This is a genomic window from Thiocapsa sp. UBA6158 (genome assembly GCF_002423035.1).
Classification (GTDB): Bacteria; Pseudomonadota; Gammaproteobacteria; order Chromatiales; family Chromatiaceae; genus Thiocapsa.
The window spans coordinates 10794-29271 of sequence record NZ_DIUM01000084.1 but is presented as its reverse complement, the minus strand read 5'-3'; the positions used below and the strand labels follow the sequence as shown (position 1 = coordinate 29271).

Here is an 18478-nt window from a genome sequence, read left to right as displayed (position 1 = left end):
CACCGACCGCCCCGATTGGACCGCGTCCCTGTTTCGCTACACCGCCAAGGTCAGCCGCCAAGTCTTGCGGTTCTTCAAACACTGTTTTCTCAAACCGGCCTCGCCAGCGCTCTATGAGCGCGAGCTGAAGCCACTGTTGATGGCCTACCTATGAAGGAGACCGGACACCGTTGCCTTTACCGTTTTCTTTGCACGGGGCCGGTCGGGAGTCTAATCTTGGGAGGGCGGACTTCGTGGTCCGGAAGCTCGCCTTCTCGCAACCTGCTCAAGCCGAGTCTCGATCACTGTAGATGCCGGCCAACGACGAAACCGTTCTCGTTCCTCGCGGGAGGGTCTCGAGACCGTCGCTTCCCCCGATCGAGGTCGAGTATCCGGATGCGCGAGGTATCCTCTGTCGGTGCCATTACAGCCAAGCGGTCCTGATTGGTCGGGGCGATGACTGCGGGCTGCGTATCCTGCATTCCGAGGTCAGTCGTCATCATCTGGCGATCTTTCCCGAGGCGGGACGCTGGTGGGCCCGTGATCTGGGAAGCAGCAACGGCACCCTGATCGATGGTCGTGCGATCGACAAGATCCCGCTTGAAGGAACCACGACCCTGGCGCTCGGTCCCGGGGGGCCACGCATCAAGTTGATCCTCCCCAGGGCGCAGCCTGTCGAGCAGGCGTCCGGCTCGTTGGAGCAGATCGCCAAGCACTACTTCCAGGATGAACCCCGGGGCGGGGCGGGCGAGCACACCCTGATGGTGCGCAAGGCGTTCCGGGATCTGAGGCGTCGGCAGCGTGCGGTCTATGTCGGCCTCATCGGAGCGGTCGTCCTGCTTCTGGTCGCGGTCGGCGGCTTTGCGCTGTTTCAACATCAGCAGCTACAGCAAACGGCTCGGCTGGCGAACGACATCTTTTACGATATGAAGGAGTTGGAGCTCCAGGTCGTCAATCTGGAGGTCAGCATCGGCGAGGAGGCATCCGCCGAGCTGAAGGCGCAGGTCGCCGAGTCGAAACGCCGCCTTGCGGCCATGCGCGAGCGCTATGACGCCTTCGTGGAGAAGGTCCAGGCGTCCAGGCCGGTGCCGCTCGATACCGAGGACAAGCTCATCCTGCATATCGCCCGTGTCTTCGGCGAGACCGAGGTGGATGTCCCCGATGACTTTACCGCGGAGGTGAAGTCCTACATACGCAAATGGCAATCCTCGCCCCGTCTCGTCCGCGCAATTCGGCGTCTCAACGAGAACGGGTACGCCCCGACCATCCAGCGCGCCCTGACCGAGCAAGGCCTGCCGCCGCAGTTCATCTATCTGGCGCTGCAGGAGAGCAATTTTCAGCCCCGGATCGTCGGTCCGCCAACCCGCTACGGCCGCGCCAAGGGGATGTGGCAGTTCATCCCCGACACGGGCAAGCGATACGGGCTACAACCCGGGCCGCTGCAACACCTCGGTGAGTACGACCCCGCAGATCAGCGGCACGATTTCGTCAAGTCGACACATGCCGCCGCCAAGTATCTGAAGGACATCTATCGGACAGATGCCCAAGCCTCGGGCCTGTTGGTCATGGCCTCCTATAACTGGGGAGAGGGCAACATCATCAAGCGGGTGCGGCAGATGCCGGCGAATCCTCGCGAGCGCAACTTTTGGCAACTGCTGCGCCAGCACAAAATCCCGAAGGAGACCTACGACTATGTCTTCTACATTGTCGCTGCGGCTGTAATCGGGGAGAACCCGGCGTTGTTCGGATTCGACTTCGAGAATCCATTGGCGCCCTGATGTGCGCCGGCTGATGTGGCGAGAGATGCGACGTTCTTGGACCGGATCTGTCCTCGTCTTGAATCTTTTGCTTGGGAGTTGCGCGACTGATCCGGATAAGTCTTCCGACGCGCTTGCGGCTTCGCATGGTTTGACCCGCGAGGTTGTGCCGGGGCGCGGGTTCAATCATCTGATCTATCGACGACCGGCATTGCCGGCGGGCACCGATGAACCGAGGGGGATCCACGTCTATCTGGAGGGCGATGGCCGACCTTGGGAGACGCGTCATCGAATCGCCAGTGACCCGACGCCCGTAAATCCGCTCGCGCTCAAGCTCTTGTTGCGAGACCCGGCGTCCGTGTTGTATGTCGGTCGACCCTGTTATCAGGGGTTTGCTCACGCCGAAGGCTGCCGACCCGCGCTGTGGACAAAGGAGCGTTATAGCCCGGAGGTGGTCGAGAGCATGGTGTCGGCTATCGATCGCACCTTGCCGCCGTCGGAGCGACCGCCGATCACCCTAATTGGTTACAGCGGCGGCGGTGTCCTTGCAATGCTGATCGCGGAGCGGTTGGATGGTGTCGTTGGGGTGATCACGGTCGCCGCCAATCTGGATATCGACGCCTGGGCCGACCACCACGGCTACAGTCGGTTGGTTGGATCGCTGAATCCGGCCCGGCGAGGACCTCTTGGCCCGCACATCCGCCAGATCCATCTGGCCGGCGATCACGATCGTCAGGTCCCTCCCTGGACCATCGAGCGGTTCCGTAAGGTCAATCCAGACGCGAGCTTCAAGAGCATTCCGGGTTTCGACCACCGCTGCTGCTGGATCGAGCAGTGGCCGAGGATCCTGGGCGAGGCTCAGAACTCCATCCGAATGCCCGCCGTCACGTTGTGCTCGCTGTAATCGTCCATGCCGAGCGAGGTCTGGAAGCTCACGAAGGCGATACGCCCCTGGCCGAACTGGGCGCCGAGTCCGACGCCGAGACGGATGAGATCGGTGTCCAGTGCATCCGTGGGCAAGGCAAATCCAAACCGGTTCGGGTCGTTTGCGAAATACCCTTGCACCTCCTCGTCGCCCTTCTCGAACTCGTGCTCCCACTCGATCCAGCCTTGCGGGATGAGCACGGCTTTACTGGTACTGATCGAGCGAGAAAGCTGAGCGCCCAGGATGCTCGACAATGACGCGGCGTCCTGTCCTGCGATGACGAGGTCGAGTCCGTTTGCGCCCTGCTCGCGATAGTCGTCGAGCGAGGCACTCGTGTAACGCAGGCGGCCATACATGTCGATGATGCTGCCGCCGCGGATCAGGTCATATCCGGCTCCGAACAGGAGGGTATATTGGTCGCCGTCGAAATTTGCCTTGGCTTGTCTGGTGTTGCCCAAGAGACTGTAGGCGATATTGCGGTCTTGATCGTAGCTGTCCCACCCGTAAGTGGCCGATCCCTCGAGATAGAAATGATCGGTGGGATAGTAGGTGCCGTAGAGCGACAGGCTCCAGCTATCGCCGTCCAGACTGCCGCCTGCGGCATCGATGTCGACCTTGGTGCTCGCAAATCCCAATGCCGCACCCAGGATCAATCCGTCCGTGAAGCGATAATCCGCGCCGGCGGTCAATCCAAGGGTGTCGAACTCGAAGCCGTCCTCGTTGGTCGTCTTGTCTTTGGAGCCCCATTGGACATCTCCGGTGATGAAGATGCCCAGACGCTCGAAGGGCCATGCCTCGTCGGCGCTCGCGCCGCCTCCGGATTCGAGGCCCCGATCGATGGCGCTCGCCAACAACCCGCCGTGAATGGTCTGCTCGCCAATCCCGACCGTGAGTCCGCGCAGACTGATCCCGCGCGCGCCGCTTCGCAGGGCCGAAAGCCGCTCGGTCAGATTGTCGACCTGGACGGATGAGATCTGGGTAACGAGCTTGCGTGGCGCGCTGGCCTGCTCGGGTGTCAAGGCGACGATGCCCTGAGCGACGGCACCCGGGTTCGTCCCCGAGTTGGCGATGAGGGTCCTGCACTGATTGAGCAAATCCTGCTCGCCCGAAGTCAGCGTACCCTGCTGACCACGCGTGTTCAGTGCGGGACAGAGCGCGTCGAGGGCTCCCGCCACCGAGCGTTGACCGGGGCTCAGTCCGGGCAGATCCGCGAGCGGCGAGGAGGCGATTGCGTTGAAGGTGGTGGAGACCGTTCCACCCTGTGCGCTCAAGGTGGCGCGCACGGCATATTGCGTTTCGTTGCCGGGGGTCAGCACGGCGCTGGCTTCCCCCGAGGCGTTCGTGGTCGACTGGGTTGTCGAGAGGCTGCCGTCACCCTGTGCGACCTCCCAGAGCACGGCCAAACCGGACACAGCTCCGAGCGCATTGGTCGCGCGGACGACGAATGGCGCCAGCGGCTGCTGTGAGGTGACGAGCTGATCGTCGCCGGAAACGACGACCAACGCGAGAGGCAATGCCGTCCGACCGGTAATGGAGAGCGTTGCCGATGCCGGCGTGCCGACGACATAGCCCTGTCCTGGCTGAACGGTGGCAATCAGATCAGTGTCGGGATCACCCGGATTGCCGGGAAGCGGGGTGACGCTGATCGTTGCGCTGGTCTGTCCGGCCGGGATCACGAGCGTGCCTGAGAGCGGCGCGAAATCGACACCGGAAGTGGCGCTTCCGCTAAGCCCGTAGGTGACCGTAACGCCGCCTTGACCCGCGGGACTCGATAGGCTGACGAGAAACTCGCCGGGATCGAGCGTCTCTTTCGACGCGGTCGGGTCACTCACCTCGATGCTTGCGATCGGTGTGGTGTCCAGGATCGTCATGGTTGCGGACGCGACGCAGTCGGTCGGCGGCGCCTCGAAACCCGGGATGCTGCAGGTCGAGCTGCCGAGAACGACTGTCTCGTCGCCTTCGGCGAGATCGTCGGCGATCGGATCGATCCTGACCGAGGCCGTCCCGGAGGCCTGTCCGAATTCGCAGTCCGGCGTTTCCAGGGTCATCGGCACCGAGACGAGGTTGGCGGCTGCGCCGGTCGCCAGATAATCGACGTCGGGTATTGCGCTGCCCCCGAAGGCGACGGAGACCTCGACAGTGGATGTGCTCAGGAAACAGGGAAAATCCGGGTCGGTGACCTGGACGATGAAGGCCCCGGGTGCTCCGCCTTCCTGAATGCTGGACGGATCCGCAGTGATCGTCGTTACCGGTGCCGCGGTTGCTTGCGAGAGCATCATGGATCCCGCGAGCAGCATCAGGCCGGCAAGCAGCCAGCGCGAGACGAACTTCCGTCTCAAGCCGAAATCGGTTGAAGCCTCCGATCCACCCTTCCGCCCCGGTCGTTCTGAATCCGAGCGCGCGTTTTTCCATGTCGACATGACGTTTGCCCCCTCTTATGACGAACCGATGTCTCTCGGTTACTGTTGTGCCATCACAGGTGCGGCGACCTCCAGCACCCGCTCCAAACCCTCGGCGGCGACCCGCTGCGTCTCGGCTTCCTGGGTGAGCGCGACGTATTGGTCGATCAAGCGGCGATCGGCACGGATCACCGGCTTGGCCTGATCAATGAGTCGTGTCTCCCGACTTCGGAGCACGATGTCCTCCTTGGCGCGATCACGCGCGGTCTCGGCGCGGATCAACTCCTGATTGCGGGTCTGCGCGACCGCTGTGATCTGCTGAAGCTCCGCTCGAGCGGGCTGAACCACGTCCGGCCGCACGGGCGAGACGGGTTCGACGCCGGGCTGCCCGGCAAGGTCGGCGGAGGGCGGTTGGGTCGCCGCGACCGGGAGCCGGGGGGGCGGGGCAGATTGCAGCGGGGCCGAGCGCGGCGAGACGGCGGGCCGAGGTGCAGACCCGCCGGAGCGCCGTTTCGCCTGCGCCACGGCTTGGGAGAGATAGACGATCTTGTCCTTCTGAAGGCCGGCGGCCTGACGAAACCAGTCGAGTGCCTCGACCGGATCCCGCTGCACGCCCAAACCCTTCTCGTAGAGTGCGCCGAGCCGGAGCTGGGCCCGTGGCGAGCCCTGAACCGCAGCCTTCCGATACCATTGCGCCGCCGTCGCGTAGTCGGGCGCGCGTCCCAGTCCGCGCTCGAAGATCTCGCCCACATAGGTTTGCGCGGTGGGGTCGCCCTGTTCGGCAGCGAACTTCCAGACGGCCAAGGCGGTGTCGAAGTCGGCGCGGTCGAAGAGGATGTATTGGCCGCCGAGGATCTCGCAGTCGCTGATCGTCTTCTTGACTGGGCGAGGGCGACCGACCCAGGTGATGGTCGAGCCCATCTTGCGCAGTCGCCCGGGCAGCAGACAATCGACCACGGTGAGATCTTCCAGCTGGGCGATGACATAGCCGGTCGCGCCGGGGGCGTCCGCTGCCCCCGAGACTTGCCCGTACATGGCGGACGGGTCGGTGGTTGAGCCGGTGGTCGCGCAGCCGCCGACGAGCAGTGTGATGGCGACGGCGATTGCCCCCGTCGAGATGCGACAGAAGCATTCTTTAAACGATCGGATGCGCCTCATTCGTCTGCACCCCCCTGAGTGGTTACGCTCGCCCGGCCCGCCCACGGGCGATTGGTCGCCAGCACGCGGAAGCCGATCGTATTGAGACCCAAATTCGAAGGTAGCCCGTCACGCGCGGCCGAGCGCGCCAAGGCCGGCGAGGTCAGCCAAGAGCCGCCCCGGATCACGATGGGTGCGGGGCCGCGTCGTCGTGTCGCATCCAGGCATTCGGCTTGGGCTCCGCCATACACAGGATCATAGACCGAACAGGTCCATTCGGCGACATTGCCGAGCATGTCGTGAAGTCCGAACTGGTTTGATTGAAAGGTCGCGACCGGTGCGGCGTAGAGATGGCCATCTCGACAGGCAGATCTCGCGCCCTCGATGCGTCGCGTCTCTTCCGCGTCCGTGAGCACGGTCTCATCGGCGGTGTTTGCGAAATCGCATGACGCCTCGAGGTTGTCGTCCCAATGACGGCTGGTGGTCGTGGTGGCCCGTGCCGCGTATTCCCATTCCAGCTCGGTCGGTAAACGGTACTCGCGCCCGGTTTGCTCGCCGAGCCACTCGGCATAGGCTCGGGCGTCGTTCCAGGTCACACAGACGACCGGATGTTCCCGGGTGACCGGATAACCGGGCTTCTCCCAGGACAGACTCAGATCGGCGACGAGCTCGATGCCTTCTTCGTCGGTGCGCAGGCAAGCGCTCTCGCGATCGGCCTCGGTGCGATAGCCGACGGACCGAGCGAATTCCGAGAATTGGCCGATGGTGATCTCGGTTCGGCTGATTGCGAAGGCCTGGCTGACCACGGCGGCGTGGAGACGTTCATCGCTGTTGCGGCCGTCCTGGTCGTCGGGCGAACCCATCGCGAACTCGCCTGCAGGAATCCCGATCATGCTCGGTCCGGTCCCCCCCGAATTCAGACGATCGGAGAAGCGCTGATGCGGGGCGAATGGCTCGAAGGCCGGTGTGGGAATCGGCGCCGGCTGGGTCCACCAGTACCAAGCGGAGGCCCCGGCGCCCGCTGCGAGCACCAGGGTCGCGAGAATCCATACACGGATTCGGCGCGGCGGCGGGGGCTGAAGGCCGGCCTCGACCGCCTCCGACTCGCTGCTTTGATGCGATGTCGTCGTCCTCGGTGCACCCGCCGAGACATGGGTGACATCCGTCGCAGAGACCTTCGGCAGCACCACCGTCGCATCTTCCGCGGCAGATACAGTGGAAAGCAGTTGCACTCGCCACTCGTTGACGGACTGTGGGCGGTCGTCGGGCTTGAGCGCGCAGGCGGCATCGATTGCCCGCAGGAAGGCGACCGGGTAGCGCCCGCGGCCGATCTCTGCCGCAGGCTCTTGGGCATGGCCGAGCAGCTGTTCCGAGGCGCTCTTCGGCGTCAGGCCCGTTACCGCCCGGTACAGCGTGGCCCCCAGTCCATAGATATCGGTCCATGGCCCTTGGTCTCCGCCCGGATAATGCTGCTCCATGGCCGCATAGCGGGGCGTATAGGTCGTGAAGACCGAGGTCTCCCCGCTCAGGGCGACATTGCGGGCCGCGCCGAAATCGATCAGCACCGGGGATCCGTCCGGGCGGATCAGGATGTTCGCCGGCTTGATGTCGCGGTGCAGGACGTTCGCCGCGTGGACGCGTTCCAGGCCATCGAGCAGCGGGGCGACGATCGGGCGCAGCTCCTCGAAGGTCAGAGTTCCGCGTTGCTCCAGGAGATCCGACAGCGGTTGTCCCCGCTCGAACTCCATGAACATATAGGCGCTGCCGTTGGCCTCGCGGTAGCCGGTGACCCGCACGATGTTGCGATGGGGCAAGGGCCGTGCGAGATTCCAGAGCGTGCGTGCCTCTTGGAGAAATCGGTCTCGAGCCCAGAGGAATGCCTCGGCGGTGGCCGGCGACAGCGGTGCGATCTGGCCGTCCGCACCGCGCCGCGCAAGCTCGGTCGGCAGGAATTCCTTGATCGCGACCGTCTCGTCGAGGTGGATGTTCTCGCACTCGTAGACGATCCCGAAGTTCCCCGCGCCCAAGACGCGAGTGACACGGAACTCGTCGATCATTCCGCCGACGGGGATGGTTTGCTGATCTGTTTGAGTCACGATGCTGTCTGCATTGAACGCATGATCCATCCGCAGAGCGGGCGATGGCCTCTCGCGGTGCCGGTGCGATCATCGGCACAGTGTGGCCGTCTCGGATGCCTTTGGAGGAGCTCGACCGTCTCGACTATACTCGATCATAGGTCGTCGGATCGCCCTCCCGGCTATGAACTATTCACCTTGACCGAGGTATGGTCTTCTGCGATGAACGATGCGATGACTCACGGGTTACATCATCGTGACGACGCGTTCGGGGCTCTGTTTTTGCGGAGACTCGCGGCATGGAATTGATTCTTCGCCTCATCGATGGCCGCGGCGATGGCGGTGCGCCGACGGCGCTTCGAATGACCTCGGGCGCCGCGACCATTGGCCGCGCTCGAGACAACGACATGGTTCTCGATGATCCGGAGCGCGTCGTCTCCGGCAGGCATGCATTGATCGAGGTTCGCGACAGCGGCGTCTGGATCACGGATACCAGTCGCAACGGGACCTTTCTCAATCAGGCCACCGAACCGTTGCCGACGCATCAGCCGATGAGCTTGCACAACGGCGACCGTCTCGCCATCGGCGCCTACGAGCTTCTCGTAAGCATTGCCTCGTCAACGCCTGAAACGGCCGCAGGTGATCGCGATCCCTTCGATGACATCGCCGGCAGTGCCTTGCCTGGTCTGTCCAAGCCAGGTCCCCGCACCGACATCCTGGATCTATTGAATGCGGGCGGTGGTGCAGAGCCGCGGATCGACAGCCTCGACGCGGCGACACCACACCTCTCGGATGATCCCTTCGCCGATGCATCTCCATTGGATTCGCGGCTCGCAGCGGGGCGCAAGGAGGCTCCACCCAGAGGCGTGTCTCACCAAACGCCGGTCGAGAATGTCTATTTTCGGCCGCCCGAGATCCAAGCCATTCCGGACAACTACGACATCCTGAACGATGTCTGGGCCGCTCCTCCCGAGGGCGAGGCGCATAACGACAAATCCGCGTCAAGGTCGCCGCCGGGTCCGCCGGAGCCTCTTGCGAAGTCTTTCGAGCCGCAAGGTCCAGCGCGCTCGGCGCCCGCCTTCGAGGAGGATCCATTCTCGCGTGCTGATCCCCTTGCGTCTGCGACGAACCCCTCACCGATGCAGGTTCCCCGTGCCGACGTGCGTTCGATCTCCGCCGCACAGCCGCTCGGGCAAGAAGCGCGAAGCTCGGACACGGCAGCGCTCGTGGATGCCTTCATCGAAGGGCTCGGGGTTGGCAAGGGCGTGCGTGTGGATCAGCCCGAGGAGTTGATGCGCAACGCCGGTAGACTCCTCAGAGCGCTGGCGGCGGGCCTGACCCTGACGATGATGGGACGTGCCCAATTCAAGAGCGAGCTGCACTTGGGGGTGACCACCATACGGCCGGCGCAGAACAACCCCTTTAAGTTCTCCGCCGATCCCGACGACCTGCTGGATCGGCTGCTGTTTCGTCCGAGCCCCGGTTTCCTGCCGGCCGTTCCCGCCGCGCGCGAGGCCTTCGACGATATCCGTGCGCATGAGATGGCGATGACGGCCGGACTCCAGGCCGCATTGCGCGCACTCCTTGCTCGTTTCGAGCCCGCGGAGCTGGAGCGCCGATTGACGGCCCGATCGCGATTCGAAGAGATGCTCCCGATGGTGCGCAAGTCCCGATACTGGGACCTCTTCACCGAGGCTTACAAGGAGGTCGCCGCGGATGCGGCGGAGGATTTCATGCGACTCTTCGGTGATGCCTTTACGAAGGCGTATCAGGAGCAGATCCAACGCTTGGATCAGGCTCGCAGTCCACAGCAGGGTTGATCTGTTGCAGACCGGGCGAGATCCACTGCCCGGTCGGTTTGGATTTCCGGTCGGGTTTCTCGACCGGTCGGGTTCATCCGTGAAGAGGGTAACGAGAATGGCCCATATGTCCCCGCGCGGACTGCCGCGCCGCGTCTTCTCCGTGCTCGGTGTCTGGATCCTGATCATCGGTATCGGTCTGCTCCCCGGCTGTGCCGGGAAGGAGAAGAAGCCCGCGCCCATGCTGAGTCTGGAGATCGAGGCGACCGCCGACGTGAATCTCGGACCCGGCGGCAATCCGCTGCCGGTCGTCGTGCGGGTCTATGCGCTCAAGGGGCAGGGCACCTTTATGACGGCGGACTTCTACAGCCTGTTCGACAACGAGTCGGCGGTGCTGGGGCCGGATCTGATCGCGCGCGAGGAGCTCACCCTGAGGCCCGGAGAACGTCGCGAGATCACCCGGCCGTTGGCCCCCGAGGCGGCCTACATCGGCGCGGTGGCGGCCTATCGCGACATCGATCGCAGCCGCTGGCGCGCCGCGACCGCGCTCACCCCGGATACGAACAATGCCATCCGGATCGTCGTTGCCGCAGAGGCCATCTCGGCCTATCCCCGATAGGAGTCGCTGCCGGTGTGGGACAACAAGGTACTCTGGTCCGAAGGTCTCTTCCTTCAGCCGCATCATTTCCAGCAGCACGATCGCTATCTCGAGCATCTGATCGGCGCCAAGGCGGGCCTCGGCGTGCCTTATCCTTGGGGTCTGTCCCGGATGGAAATCGACACGGATATGCTGGGGATCGGTAAGCTCATGCTGCGCGAGGTGGCGGGTGTTCTGCCGGATGGCACGCCTTTCGATGCGCCGGCGAGCGATCCGCTTCCGCAGCCCTTGCAGCTCGATGAGTCAGTGTCGGGTCAGACCCTTTATCTCGCCTTGCCTCTGCGCCGCACGGGTGCTGCCGAGAGCGGCGGCACGGAGCAGCCCGAGACCGGCCTGCGCTATCGGGTCGGCGAGCTCAGCGTGCGCGACAACGCTCTGGGTTCGGACACCGAGACAACGGTGGAGGTCGGGCGGCTCGATCTGCGCTTGATGCTCGAGCGCGAGGCGCGCGACGGGTTCGCCTGTTGCGGTGTGGCGCGGATCCTCGAGTGTCGTGCGGACCGCGAGGTGGTGCTGGATCGCGCCTTCATCCCGCCCTGTATCGATTACCGGGTCAGCCGACGTCTTGCCGATTTCGTCGAGGAGCTGAGCGGTCTCCTGCACCGTCAGGCCGAGTCGCGCGCCGGACGCGTGCGCGGGGTGGGGCGCGGCGGGGTCTCGGATTGGGCCGATTTCCTGCTGCTGCAGCTGATGAATCGTGCCGAGCCGCTCATGCTGCATCTGATGCAGGTTCGGGGGCTGCATCCGGAGGTGATCTACCGGCATCTGCTCGGACTGGCCGGAGAGCTGGCGACCTTCGCAAGCGAGACCAAACGTCCGCCCGAGTTTCCGCCCTATCGGCATGATGACCTGGACGCGACCTTTTCGCCGCTGATCGAGCGTTTGCGCGAGTATCTGGGGCGCGAGTATGTCGAGCGTGCCATCGCCATCCCGATCCAGGAGCGCCAATTCGGATTCCGGGTCGCGCTGGTGGCCGACCGCTCGCTGCTGCCGACCGCGCGGTTCGTGCTTGCCGCACAGGCGAGCCTTGACTCGCAGACCCTGCGCAACCGGTTTCCTGCCCAATGCAAGGTCGGCCCGGTCGAGCGGATCCAGGAGCTGGTCAGGCTTGCCCTGCCCGGGATCGCACTCAAGCCCATGCCCACAACGCCCTTGGAGATTCCCTACCATGCGGGCTTCGACTATTTTGAGTTGGATCGAAGCGGTGAATTCTGGAAGCAGCTGAGTGCGGGAGGCGGCTTCGGGATGCATATCGGCGGGGAGTTCCCGGGATTGGAGCTCGAGCTCTGGGCCATCCGGGAGTAAACCGTGACCGACGACGATCCTTTCAGCATACCCGGCGACGCCGGTACGACCGTGATCCGTCCGATTCCCGGAGGGCGGCGTTCGGCTGCCGCACCGGCCCGAGGGGCTCCGCGGCCGCCGTCCTTCTCGGGTGTTCCCCCGACTTGGAGCGCGCTCGGGCAGACGGCGCCTGTCGTGAATCCGCTCGTGAGCTGTGCCGCAGGTCTCCTGACGATTGCCGCGGAGCTGCGCGCGACCGTCGCTCATCCCGATCCCGCCGGACTGCGCGAGGGCCTTGTCCGCCAGGTGCGCGAGTTCGAGACCTGCGCCCGAGCTAAGGGTCTCGTGGACGCGGTCGTGCTGCCTGCGCGCTATGTCCTCTGCGCCCTGATCGACGAATCCGTCCTGGATACGCCGTGGGGGACCGAGAGCGTCTGGAGCCGTCAAGGGCTCTTGATCAGCTTCCACAACGAGACTTGGGGCGGGGAGAAGTTCTTCGGTGCCCTGGACCGCCTGCTCGCCTATCCGAGCGGCAACCTGCACCTCTTGGAACTCATGTATCTGTGCCTGGCGCTCGGATTCGAGGGGCGCTACCGGGCGCGCGCCGACGGGCGCGCGCAGCTCGAACGGGTTCGCGAGCAGCTCTTTCAAACGATTCGCACGCAACGCGGCGATCCGGATCCGGAGCTGTCGCTGCATTGGCAGGGGGCGAAGGTGCGGCGGGATCCGCTGATCCACCAGCTGCCGCTCTGGGTCTTCTCCGCGATAGCCGGACTGCTTCTCGCTGGACTTTTCGCCTTCTACAGCATCTCGCTCAACCGTGATTCCGATCCTGTCTTCCTCTCGCTCAGCCAACTGGACCGCGGGTTGGAGGTGGTGGTGGATCGCCCGAGGGTTCCCTTCGCCGAGTCGCCGCCGACCTCGCCTGACGCACCCGCGCCCCTGACCTTGCGCCTCCTGCTTGCCGAGGAGATCGCCGCCGGGCGTTTGGAGGTGGAAGACAGGCCCGCAGGCCAAACCGTGATTATCCGCGGCGACGGGCTTTTTGCCTCGGGGAGCAGCAGCTTGACGCCGGGCTTGATGCCGTTGATGCGTCGAATCGGCGAGGCACTGGCTCGCTTGCCCGGTACGGTCCTGGTGACGGGGCACTCCGACAGCGTCCCGATCAAGACACTGCGCTTCCCGTCGAACTGGCATCTGTCGCAAGAACGGGCCGAGCGCGTCATGGCCTCGCTCGTGGAGGTCGTCGGCGACCCCTCGCGTTTCACTGCCGAGGGACGGGCCGATACCGAGCCCCGGATCCCCGAGAAGCCGCGGGATTCCCGCAACCGGCGGGTCGAGATCACCCTGATGGGGCCACGCGGCGGGGGACGTACGACCTCCGATGTGGCCAGTGTGCGGCCATGAAGACGCTGTTTCGATTCCTCGGCTCACGCTGGTTTCTGACCCTGCTCGGGACGATCGCGCTGGCGCTGCTGATCTGGTTCATCGGCCCGCTGGTCGGCGTTGCCGGCGTGGAGCCCTTGGTGTCGGCGCGCAGCCGATACATGGCCGTCGGGGCACTGTTCGGGCTCTGGGGCTTCGTGCGGATCGGCTCCGTCGTGCGTGCGCGGTTGCGCAATCGACGCTTGATGGAGCAGCTTGCGGCCCGCCCGGCGGCTGCGCCGGACCCGGCCAAGGCGGCAAGCGAAGAGGAGCTGCAGGTGCTGCGCGAGCGCTTCGACGCCGCATTGGCGGCGCTGAAGGGCTCCGAGATTCGGCACCGCCTGGGCGGACGCTGGGTCTACCAGCTGCCCTGGTATCTGATCATCGGTCCGCCCGGCTGCGGCAAGACGACCGCGCTCATGCATTCGGGGCTACGCTTCCCGCTCGCCGAGCGTCTCGGTCAGGACGCTATCCAGGGCATCGGGGGGACCCGCAACTGCGACTGGTGGTTCACCGACGAGGCGGTCTTGATCGACACCGCCGGACGCTATACCACGCAGGACAGCTACGAGCAGGTGGACAGCGCCGCCTGGCAGGGTTTCCTCGGGCTGCTGAAGAAGCACCGTCCGCGACGGCCGATCAACGGGGTGTTGGTGGCAGTGAGTCTCGCCGACCTCATGCAGCAGAGCCAAACGGAGCGGACGGCCCATGCGACAGCGATCCGCCAGCGCGTCCAGGAGCTGTGCAAGACCTTCGGCATTGCGATCCCGGTCTATGTGCTCTTCATGAAGGCGGATTTGGTGGCCGGCTTCATGGAGTTCTTCGCGGACCTGAACAAGGAGGGGCGCGAGCAGGTCTGGGGCGTGACCTTCCCCTACGAGCCCGAGGAGAAGACCCCCGCGGCACTCTCGTCCTTCCCCGCGGAGCGCACGGCCCTCGTCGAGCGTCTCGACCAACGTTTGATCACCCGCATGGAGCAGGAGCGCGAGCCGGGAAAACGTTCTTTTGTGTTCAGCTTTCCAAGGCAGTTCAATGCACTCGGCGATATCCTGGAGCAGTTTTTGCAGGATGGCTTCACACCCTCTCGTTTCGAGATTCGTCCGCTGGTGCGGGGTGTCTATTTCACCAGCGGCACTCAGACCGGCACCCCGATCGACCGGGTTCTGAGCGGGTTTGCGGGCAGTTTCGGTCTGGCTCGCCAGGGTCCGCTCCCCTTCAAGGGGACGGGCAAGAGCTTCTTTTTGACGCGTTTGCTGCGCGATCTGATCTTCACCGAGTCGGGGCTCGCAGGGCTGAATCCGCGTCTGGAGCGTCGTCGGCGTTGGCTCAGGCGAGGGGCCTACGCCGGGGTCTTCACTGCCCTGTTGCTGGCCGGCGCGGCCTGGACCACGAGCTACTCGCGCAATCTCGCCTACATCGACGAGGTCGCTCAGCGCGCGGTCGAGATCGAGGCCAAGATCGATGCCATCCCGGTCGAAGAGCGCAACCCGCTCGGCGTCCTGCCGCTGCTGGATGCGGCTCGTGCGATCCCCGGCGGATACGCCGACCGCGACGAGACTGTCCCCGTCAGTATGGGTCTTGGCCTCTACCAAGGCGGCAAGCTTGGATCGCAAGCCGAACGGGCCTATGACCGTATTCTCGCCAAGGCACTCTTGCCGAGGGTCATCCTACGCCTGGAGGAGCAGGTCCGCGAGGCGGGCGGCGACCCCGACTATCTCTACGATGCCTTGCGCGTCTATCTCATGCTCGACAGCGACGCGCACTACGACGCCGAGGCCGTGCAGTACTGGGTCGGGCGCGATTGGCAGCGTAGTCTGCCGCGCGAGACCACTACCGAGCAGCAGGAGGCGTTGCGCGATCATCTGTCGGCCTTGCTGGTGCGCCGGCCCGCACCCTTGCCGATCGAGCTCGATGGGGCGCTGATCGCCGACGCGCGGACCATCCTCAACCGAACGTCCCCGGCCGAGCGCATCTACGCCCGTCTCAAGCAGGATGGACCGGGCGACGACCTTCCCGATTTCACCATCAGCGATGCCGGCGGAGACTTCGCCAAGCTGGTGTTTGCGCGGCGCAGCGGACGACCGATCAATCAGGGCGTTCCCGCACTCTTTACCTACGACGGCTACCACCGCGGATTTACGAGCGCGAGCAGCCGACTGATCGAGGCGGCGGAGAAGGAGGCATGGGTCCTGGGTCCGGATGCCCGCTTCTCGCCCGGGTCCGACGACGCTCGGCGCGTGCTCGAGGAGGTTCGCGAGCGCTATCTGCGTGACTATGTCGTTGAATGGACAGCACTGCTCGAGGATATCGATCTGGTCGCCGTGCGCGATCTGCATCACGCCTCGGAGGTCGCGCGCATCCTTGCCGATCCGGAATATTCACCGCTCAAGCGACTGCTTGTCGCGGCTGCCCGCCAGACCGAGCTGGACCGCCTCCCGCAGGACGAGGAGTCCGCCGCGGATCAGGCCGCAGGGCCACTGCAGGGATTCCGTCAGCGTGTCGAGAGCTACTTCGACGACGCGGACCCGGGCGCGCCGTCCGAGCAGGCCCCGGAGGCCTACGTGACGCGTCGTTTCGCCTGGTTGCAGGACCTGGTGCGATCCGACGAGCAACGCCAAGCCCCCATCGAGCGGGTCCTGACCGCGATGGGGCAATTGCAGCTCCATTTGTCGTCCGTCGCGGCGGCCGCGACCTCTGGGCGCGGTCTGCTGGTGCCGGGCGAGAGTGCCGAGATCCGCGATGCCAAGGCGCTCGCGGCGCAGCTTCCTGCGCCGATCGGCGGACTGGTCGGCACCCTTGCTCAGGACAGCGCCAACATCGCCGCCGGCGGCGCGCGCGCTCAATTGAACAATATCTGGACGGCGGAGGTGCTGCCCTTCTGCCGCGAGGCGATCCACGATCGCTATCCCTTCGTCGCCGGAACCTCGCGCGAGACGACGCTGCATGACTTCGGTCGGGTCTTCGGCCCGGACGGGCTGATCGATGCCTTCTTCAAGGCGCATCTCAGTTCGTCCGTCGACACGGCAAGCCCGACATGGCGTTGGGTCGACAAGACCATCGGGATCCCGGACGAGGTCCTGGCCCAGTTTCAACGCGCCGCCGTCATCCGCGAAGCCTTCTTCATGAGCGGCGGCAAGACCCCGTCGGTCGAGTTCGAGCTTCAGCCGCGCGGCATGGATGCGCGCTTGAACCAATTTACCTTGGATCTCGGGGGGCAGATCGTCGATTACCGGCACGGTCCGTTGCGCACGCAGAAGCTGCAATGGCCCCCGCCGGACGGCGCCTTGAGGGCGCGTCTGGTCTTTGTCGACACCAGCGGGGGCGGGCCGAGTCTGACGGAGGAGGGCCCCTGGGCCTGGTTCCGCGTGCTCGACCGCTCACGACTGACCGCCACCAATCAACCGGAGCTGTTTCGGCTGACCTTCGCCGTGGCCGGGATGTCCGCGCAGTTCGATCTGCGCGCGATCAGCGTGCGCAATCCCTTCAAACTCGACGAGTTGAGAGGGTTTCGCTGTCCGGGGCGCCTATGAGCGAGCGGGACTCGGGCGCACCCGGCTTCTATGGCAAGTTGCCGAGTCTTGGCGACTTCGTGAGCCGCCGTCTACCCGCCGAGCTCGTCCAGCCGTGGGATCTGTGGCTGCGCGAATGCCTGGTGGAGAGTCGTGCCCAGCTCGGCGATGCCTGGCTCGAGACCTATCTCACCAGTCCCTTGTGGCGCTTCGTCCTGACCCCGGGCGTGGCCGGCCGGAGCGCTTGGGCGGGCGTACTGATGCCCAGTGTGGATCGGGTCGGGCGCTATTTTCCCTTGACGCTGGCCTGTGGGCTGGAGCCGGGGGTCGACCCGTTGCGACTGCTTGCCGCACCCGATTGGTTCGAGCGGGCCGAGGCGGTGATGCTCGCCGGCCTCGACGAGGTCCGCTCGGTCGAGGACTTCGATGCAATGACCTTGGAGCTCGGCGTCCCGATCGACCGGCTCCCCGGTCTCGGCTCGGCCGCCGACACCAGTCAGATCAGCTCCAACGCGTGGCGGATCGCTGCGGCTTCGCCCTCGGAGCTGGGCAATATCTGCTCGACCCTGTTGGGGCGTGCGCTCGATCAGGTCTTCTGTGCCTACAGCCTCTGGTGGTCGAGCGGCTCCGAGCAGGTGACGCCGTCCTTTCTCGCCTGTCAGGGGCTGCCGCCGATGGAAGGTTTCAGCGCGCTGCTCGCGGGCGATTGGTCCAAGAGGGGATGGCGGGAGCTTGACCAAGCCGACCCGGCGCTCCCGGGAGAGGCGCCGAGATGAGTCTGCGACCGGCTCAACTGCGCTGGACATCGGCCGGTGTGACCCATCCCGGTCGGGTCCGAGACGTGAACCAAGACGCCTACTTGGACCGCCCGGACCTGGGTCTGTGGGCCGTCGCCGACGGGATGGGCGGGCACAGCGACGGCGGCATGGCGAGCCGAATGCTGGTGGACGGGCTCGGTCGGATGGGGCGTCCCGCACTCTTGGGGTCTGCCGTCGAATCGGTGCGCAACATCCTGCAGGAGGTCAATCGCCGTCTGTTGGACCACGCGGCCGCTCGGGGCGATGACCTGATCGGCAGCACCATCGCCGCCCTGGTCGCCCTCGGAGACCATTGCGCCATTCTCTGGGTCGGCGACAGCCGTGTCTATCGGCGACGCAACGGCGAGCTCGTGCAACTGACATCGGACCATACGCATGTTCAGGATCTCGTCGATAAGGGGATGTTGACACCCGAGCAGGCCGAGCAGCATCCCCTGTCGAATGTGCTGGTGCGCGCGGTCGGCGCCGATGCCGAGATGGCCGTGGATCTGCGCGTCGAGGCACTGCGAGACGGCGACCGCTTCCTGCTGTGCAGCGACGGCTTGGTCAAGGAGCTGCGAGCGGATGCGATTATCGCCATCCTTGGCGGTGCCGAGCCGGGGGAGGTCGCACGCGATTTGATTGACGCCGCCTGCGACGCGGGCGGGCGAGACAATATCACCGCGGTCATCGTGGACATCCATCGCTGATGGATGCCGATCGGCCGACGACGG

General features: G+C 65.1%; 12 protein-coding genes. 9 read left to right on the top strand and 3 right to left on the bottom strand.

Annotation, left to right across the window (positions count from 1 at the left end):
- Nucleotides 1-290: 290 nt before the first annotated feature.
- On the top strand, nt 291-1757 hold the full coding sequence (locus B4N44_RS11835) for a transglycosylase SLT domain-containing protein (RefSeq protein WP_296701022.1): 1467 nt from the start codon (nt 291-293) through the stop codon (nt 1755-1757).
- Nucleotides 1758-1887: 130 nt separating this feature from the next.
- Nucleotides 1888-2640 carry an alpha/beta fold hydrolase gene (locus B4N44_RS11830; RefSeq protein ID WP_296701020.1) on the top strand — a complete coding sequence of 251 codons (753 nt, stop codon included), beginning with the start codon at nt 1888-1890 and terminating at the stop codon, nt 2638-2640.
- Here B4N44_RS11830 and B4N44_RS11825 read toward each other — a convergent pair.
- The 3 genes from B4N44_RS11825 to B4N44_RS11815 form a co-directional block, all read right to left on the bottom strand.
- Nucleotides 2595-5000 (bottom strand): autotransporter domain-containing protein, encoded by a 2406-nt coding sequence (locus B4N44_RS11825; protein WP_296701017.1) that lies wholly within the window; start codon nt 4998-5000, stop codon nt 2595-2597. The genes B4N44_RS11830 and B4N44_RS11825 overlap by 46 nt on opposite strands.
- A 120-nt stretch (nt 5001-5120) precedes the next feature.
- Entirely contained in the window at nt 5121-6218 is a 1098-nt protein-coding gene (locus tag B4N44_RS11820) for a hypothetical protein (RefSeq protein WP_296701016.1), read from the bottom strand.
- A complete protein-coding gene (locus B4N44_RS11815; protein WP_296701014.1) occupies nt 6215-8293 on the bottom strand; it encodes an SUMF1/EgtB/PvdO family nonheme iron enzyme in 2079 nt (692 codons plus the stop codon). The genes B4N44_RS11820 and B4N44_RS11815 overlap by 4 nt, the downstream gene beginning before the upstream one ends.
- A 278-nt stretch (nt 8294-8571) precedes the next feature.
- On the opposite strand from B4N44_RS11815, the gene tagH reads away from it, so the two are divergent.
- From tagH to B4N44_RS11780, 7 genes are all read left to right on the top strand, one after another.
- On the top strand, nt 8572-10092 hold the full coding sequence (tagH, locus tag B4N44_RS11810; RefSeq protein WP_296701011.1) for a type VI secretion system-associated FHA domain protein TagH: 1521 nt from the start codon (nt 8572-8574) through the stop codon (nt 10090-10092).
- Between the two features lie 97 nt (nt 10093-10189).
- Nucleotides 10190-10690, top strand: a complete 501-nt coding sequence (gene tssJ / locus B4N44_RS11805; RefSeq protein ID WP_296701009.1) for a type VI secretion system lipoprotein TssJ — start codon at nt 10190-10192, stop codon at nt 10688-10690.
- Between the two features lie 12 nt (nt 10691-10702).
- Complete coding sequence (tssK, locus tag B4N44_RS11800; RefSeq protein ID WP_296701007.1) at nt 10703-12034, top strand: type VI secretion system baseplate subunit TssK; 1332 nt, start codon at nt 10703-10705, stop codon at nt 12032-12034.
- Between the two features lie 3 nt (nt 12035-12037).
- Nucleotides 12038-13420: a type IVB secretion system protein IcmH/DotU gene (icmH, locus tag B4N44_RS11795; protein ID WP_296701004.1), complete on the top strand. Its 1383-nt coding sequence runs from the start codon at nt 12038-12040 to the stop codon at nt 13418-13420.
- A complete protein-coding gene (tssM, locus tag B4N44_RS11790) occupies nt 13417-16968 on the top strand; it encodes a type VI secretion system membrane subunit TssM (protein WP_296701002.1) in 3552 nt (1183 codons plus the stop codon). The genes icmH and tssM overlap by 4 nt, the downstream gene beginning before the upstream one ends.
- Nucleotides 16965-17723: a type VI secretion system-associated protein TagF gene (tagF, locus tag B4N44_RS11785; protein WP_296701000.1), complete on the top strand. Its 759-nt coding sequence runs from the start codon at nt 16965-16967 to the stop codon at nt 17721-17723. Before tssM ends, tagF begins: the two co-directional genes overlap by 4 nt.
- The gene (locus B4N44_RS11780; protein ID WP_296700998.1) at nt 17720-18454 is read left to right on the top strand and encodes a PP2C family protein-serine/threonine phosphatase; all 735 of its coding nucleotides are present in this window, start codon (nt 17720-17722) and stop codon (nt 18452-18454) included. Before tagF ends, B4N44_RS11780 begins: the two co-directional genes overlap by 4 nt.
- Nucleotides 18455-18478 lie beyond the last annotated feature (24 nt).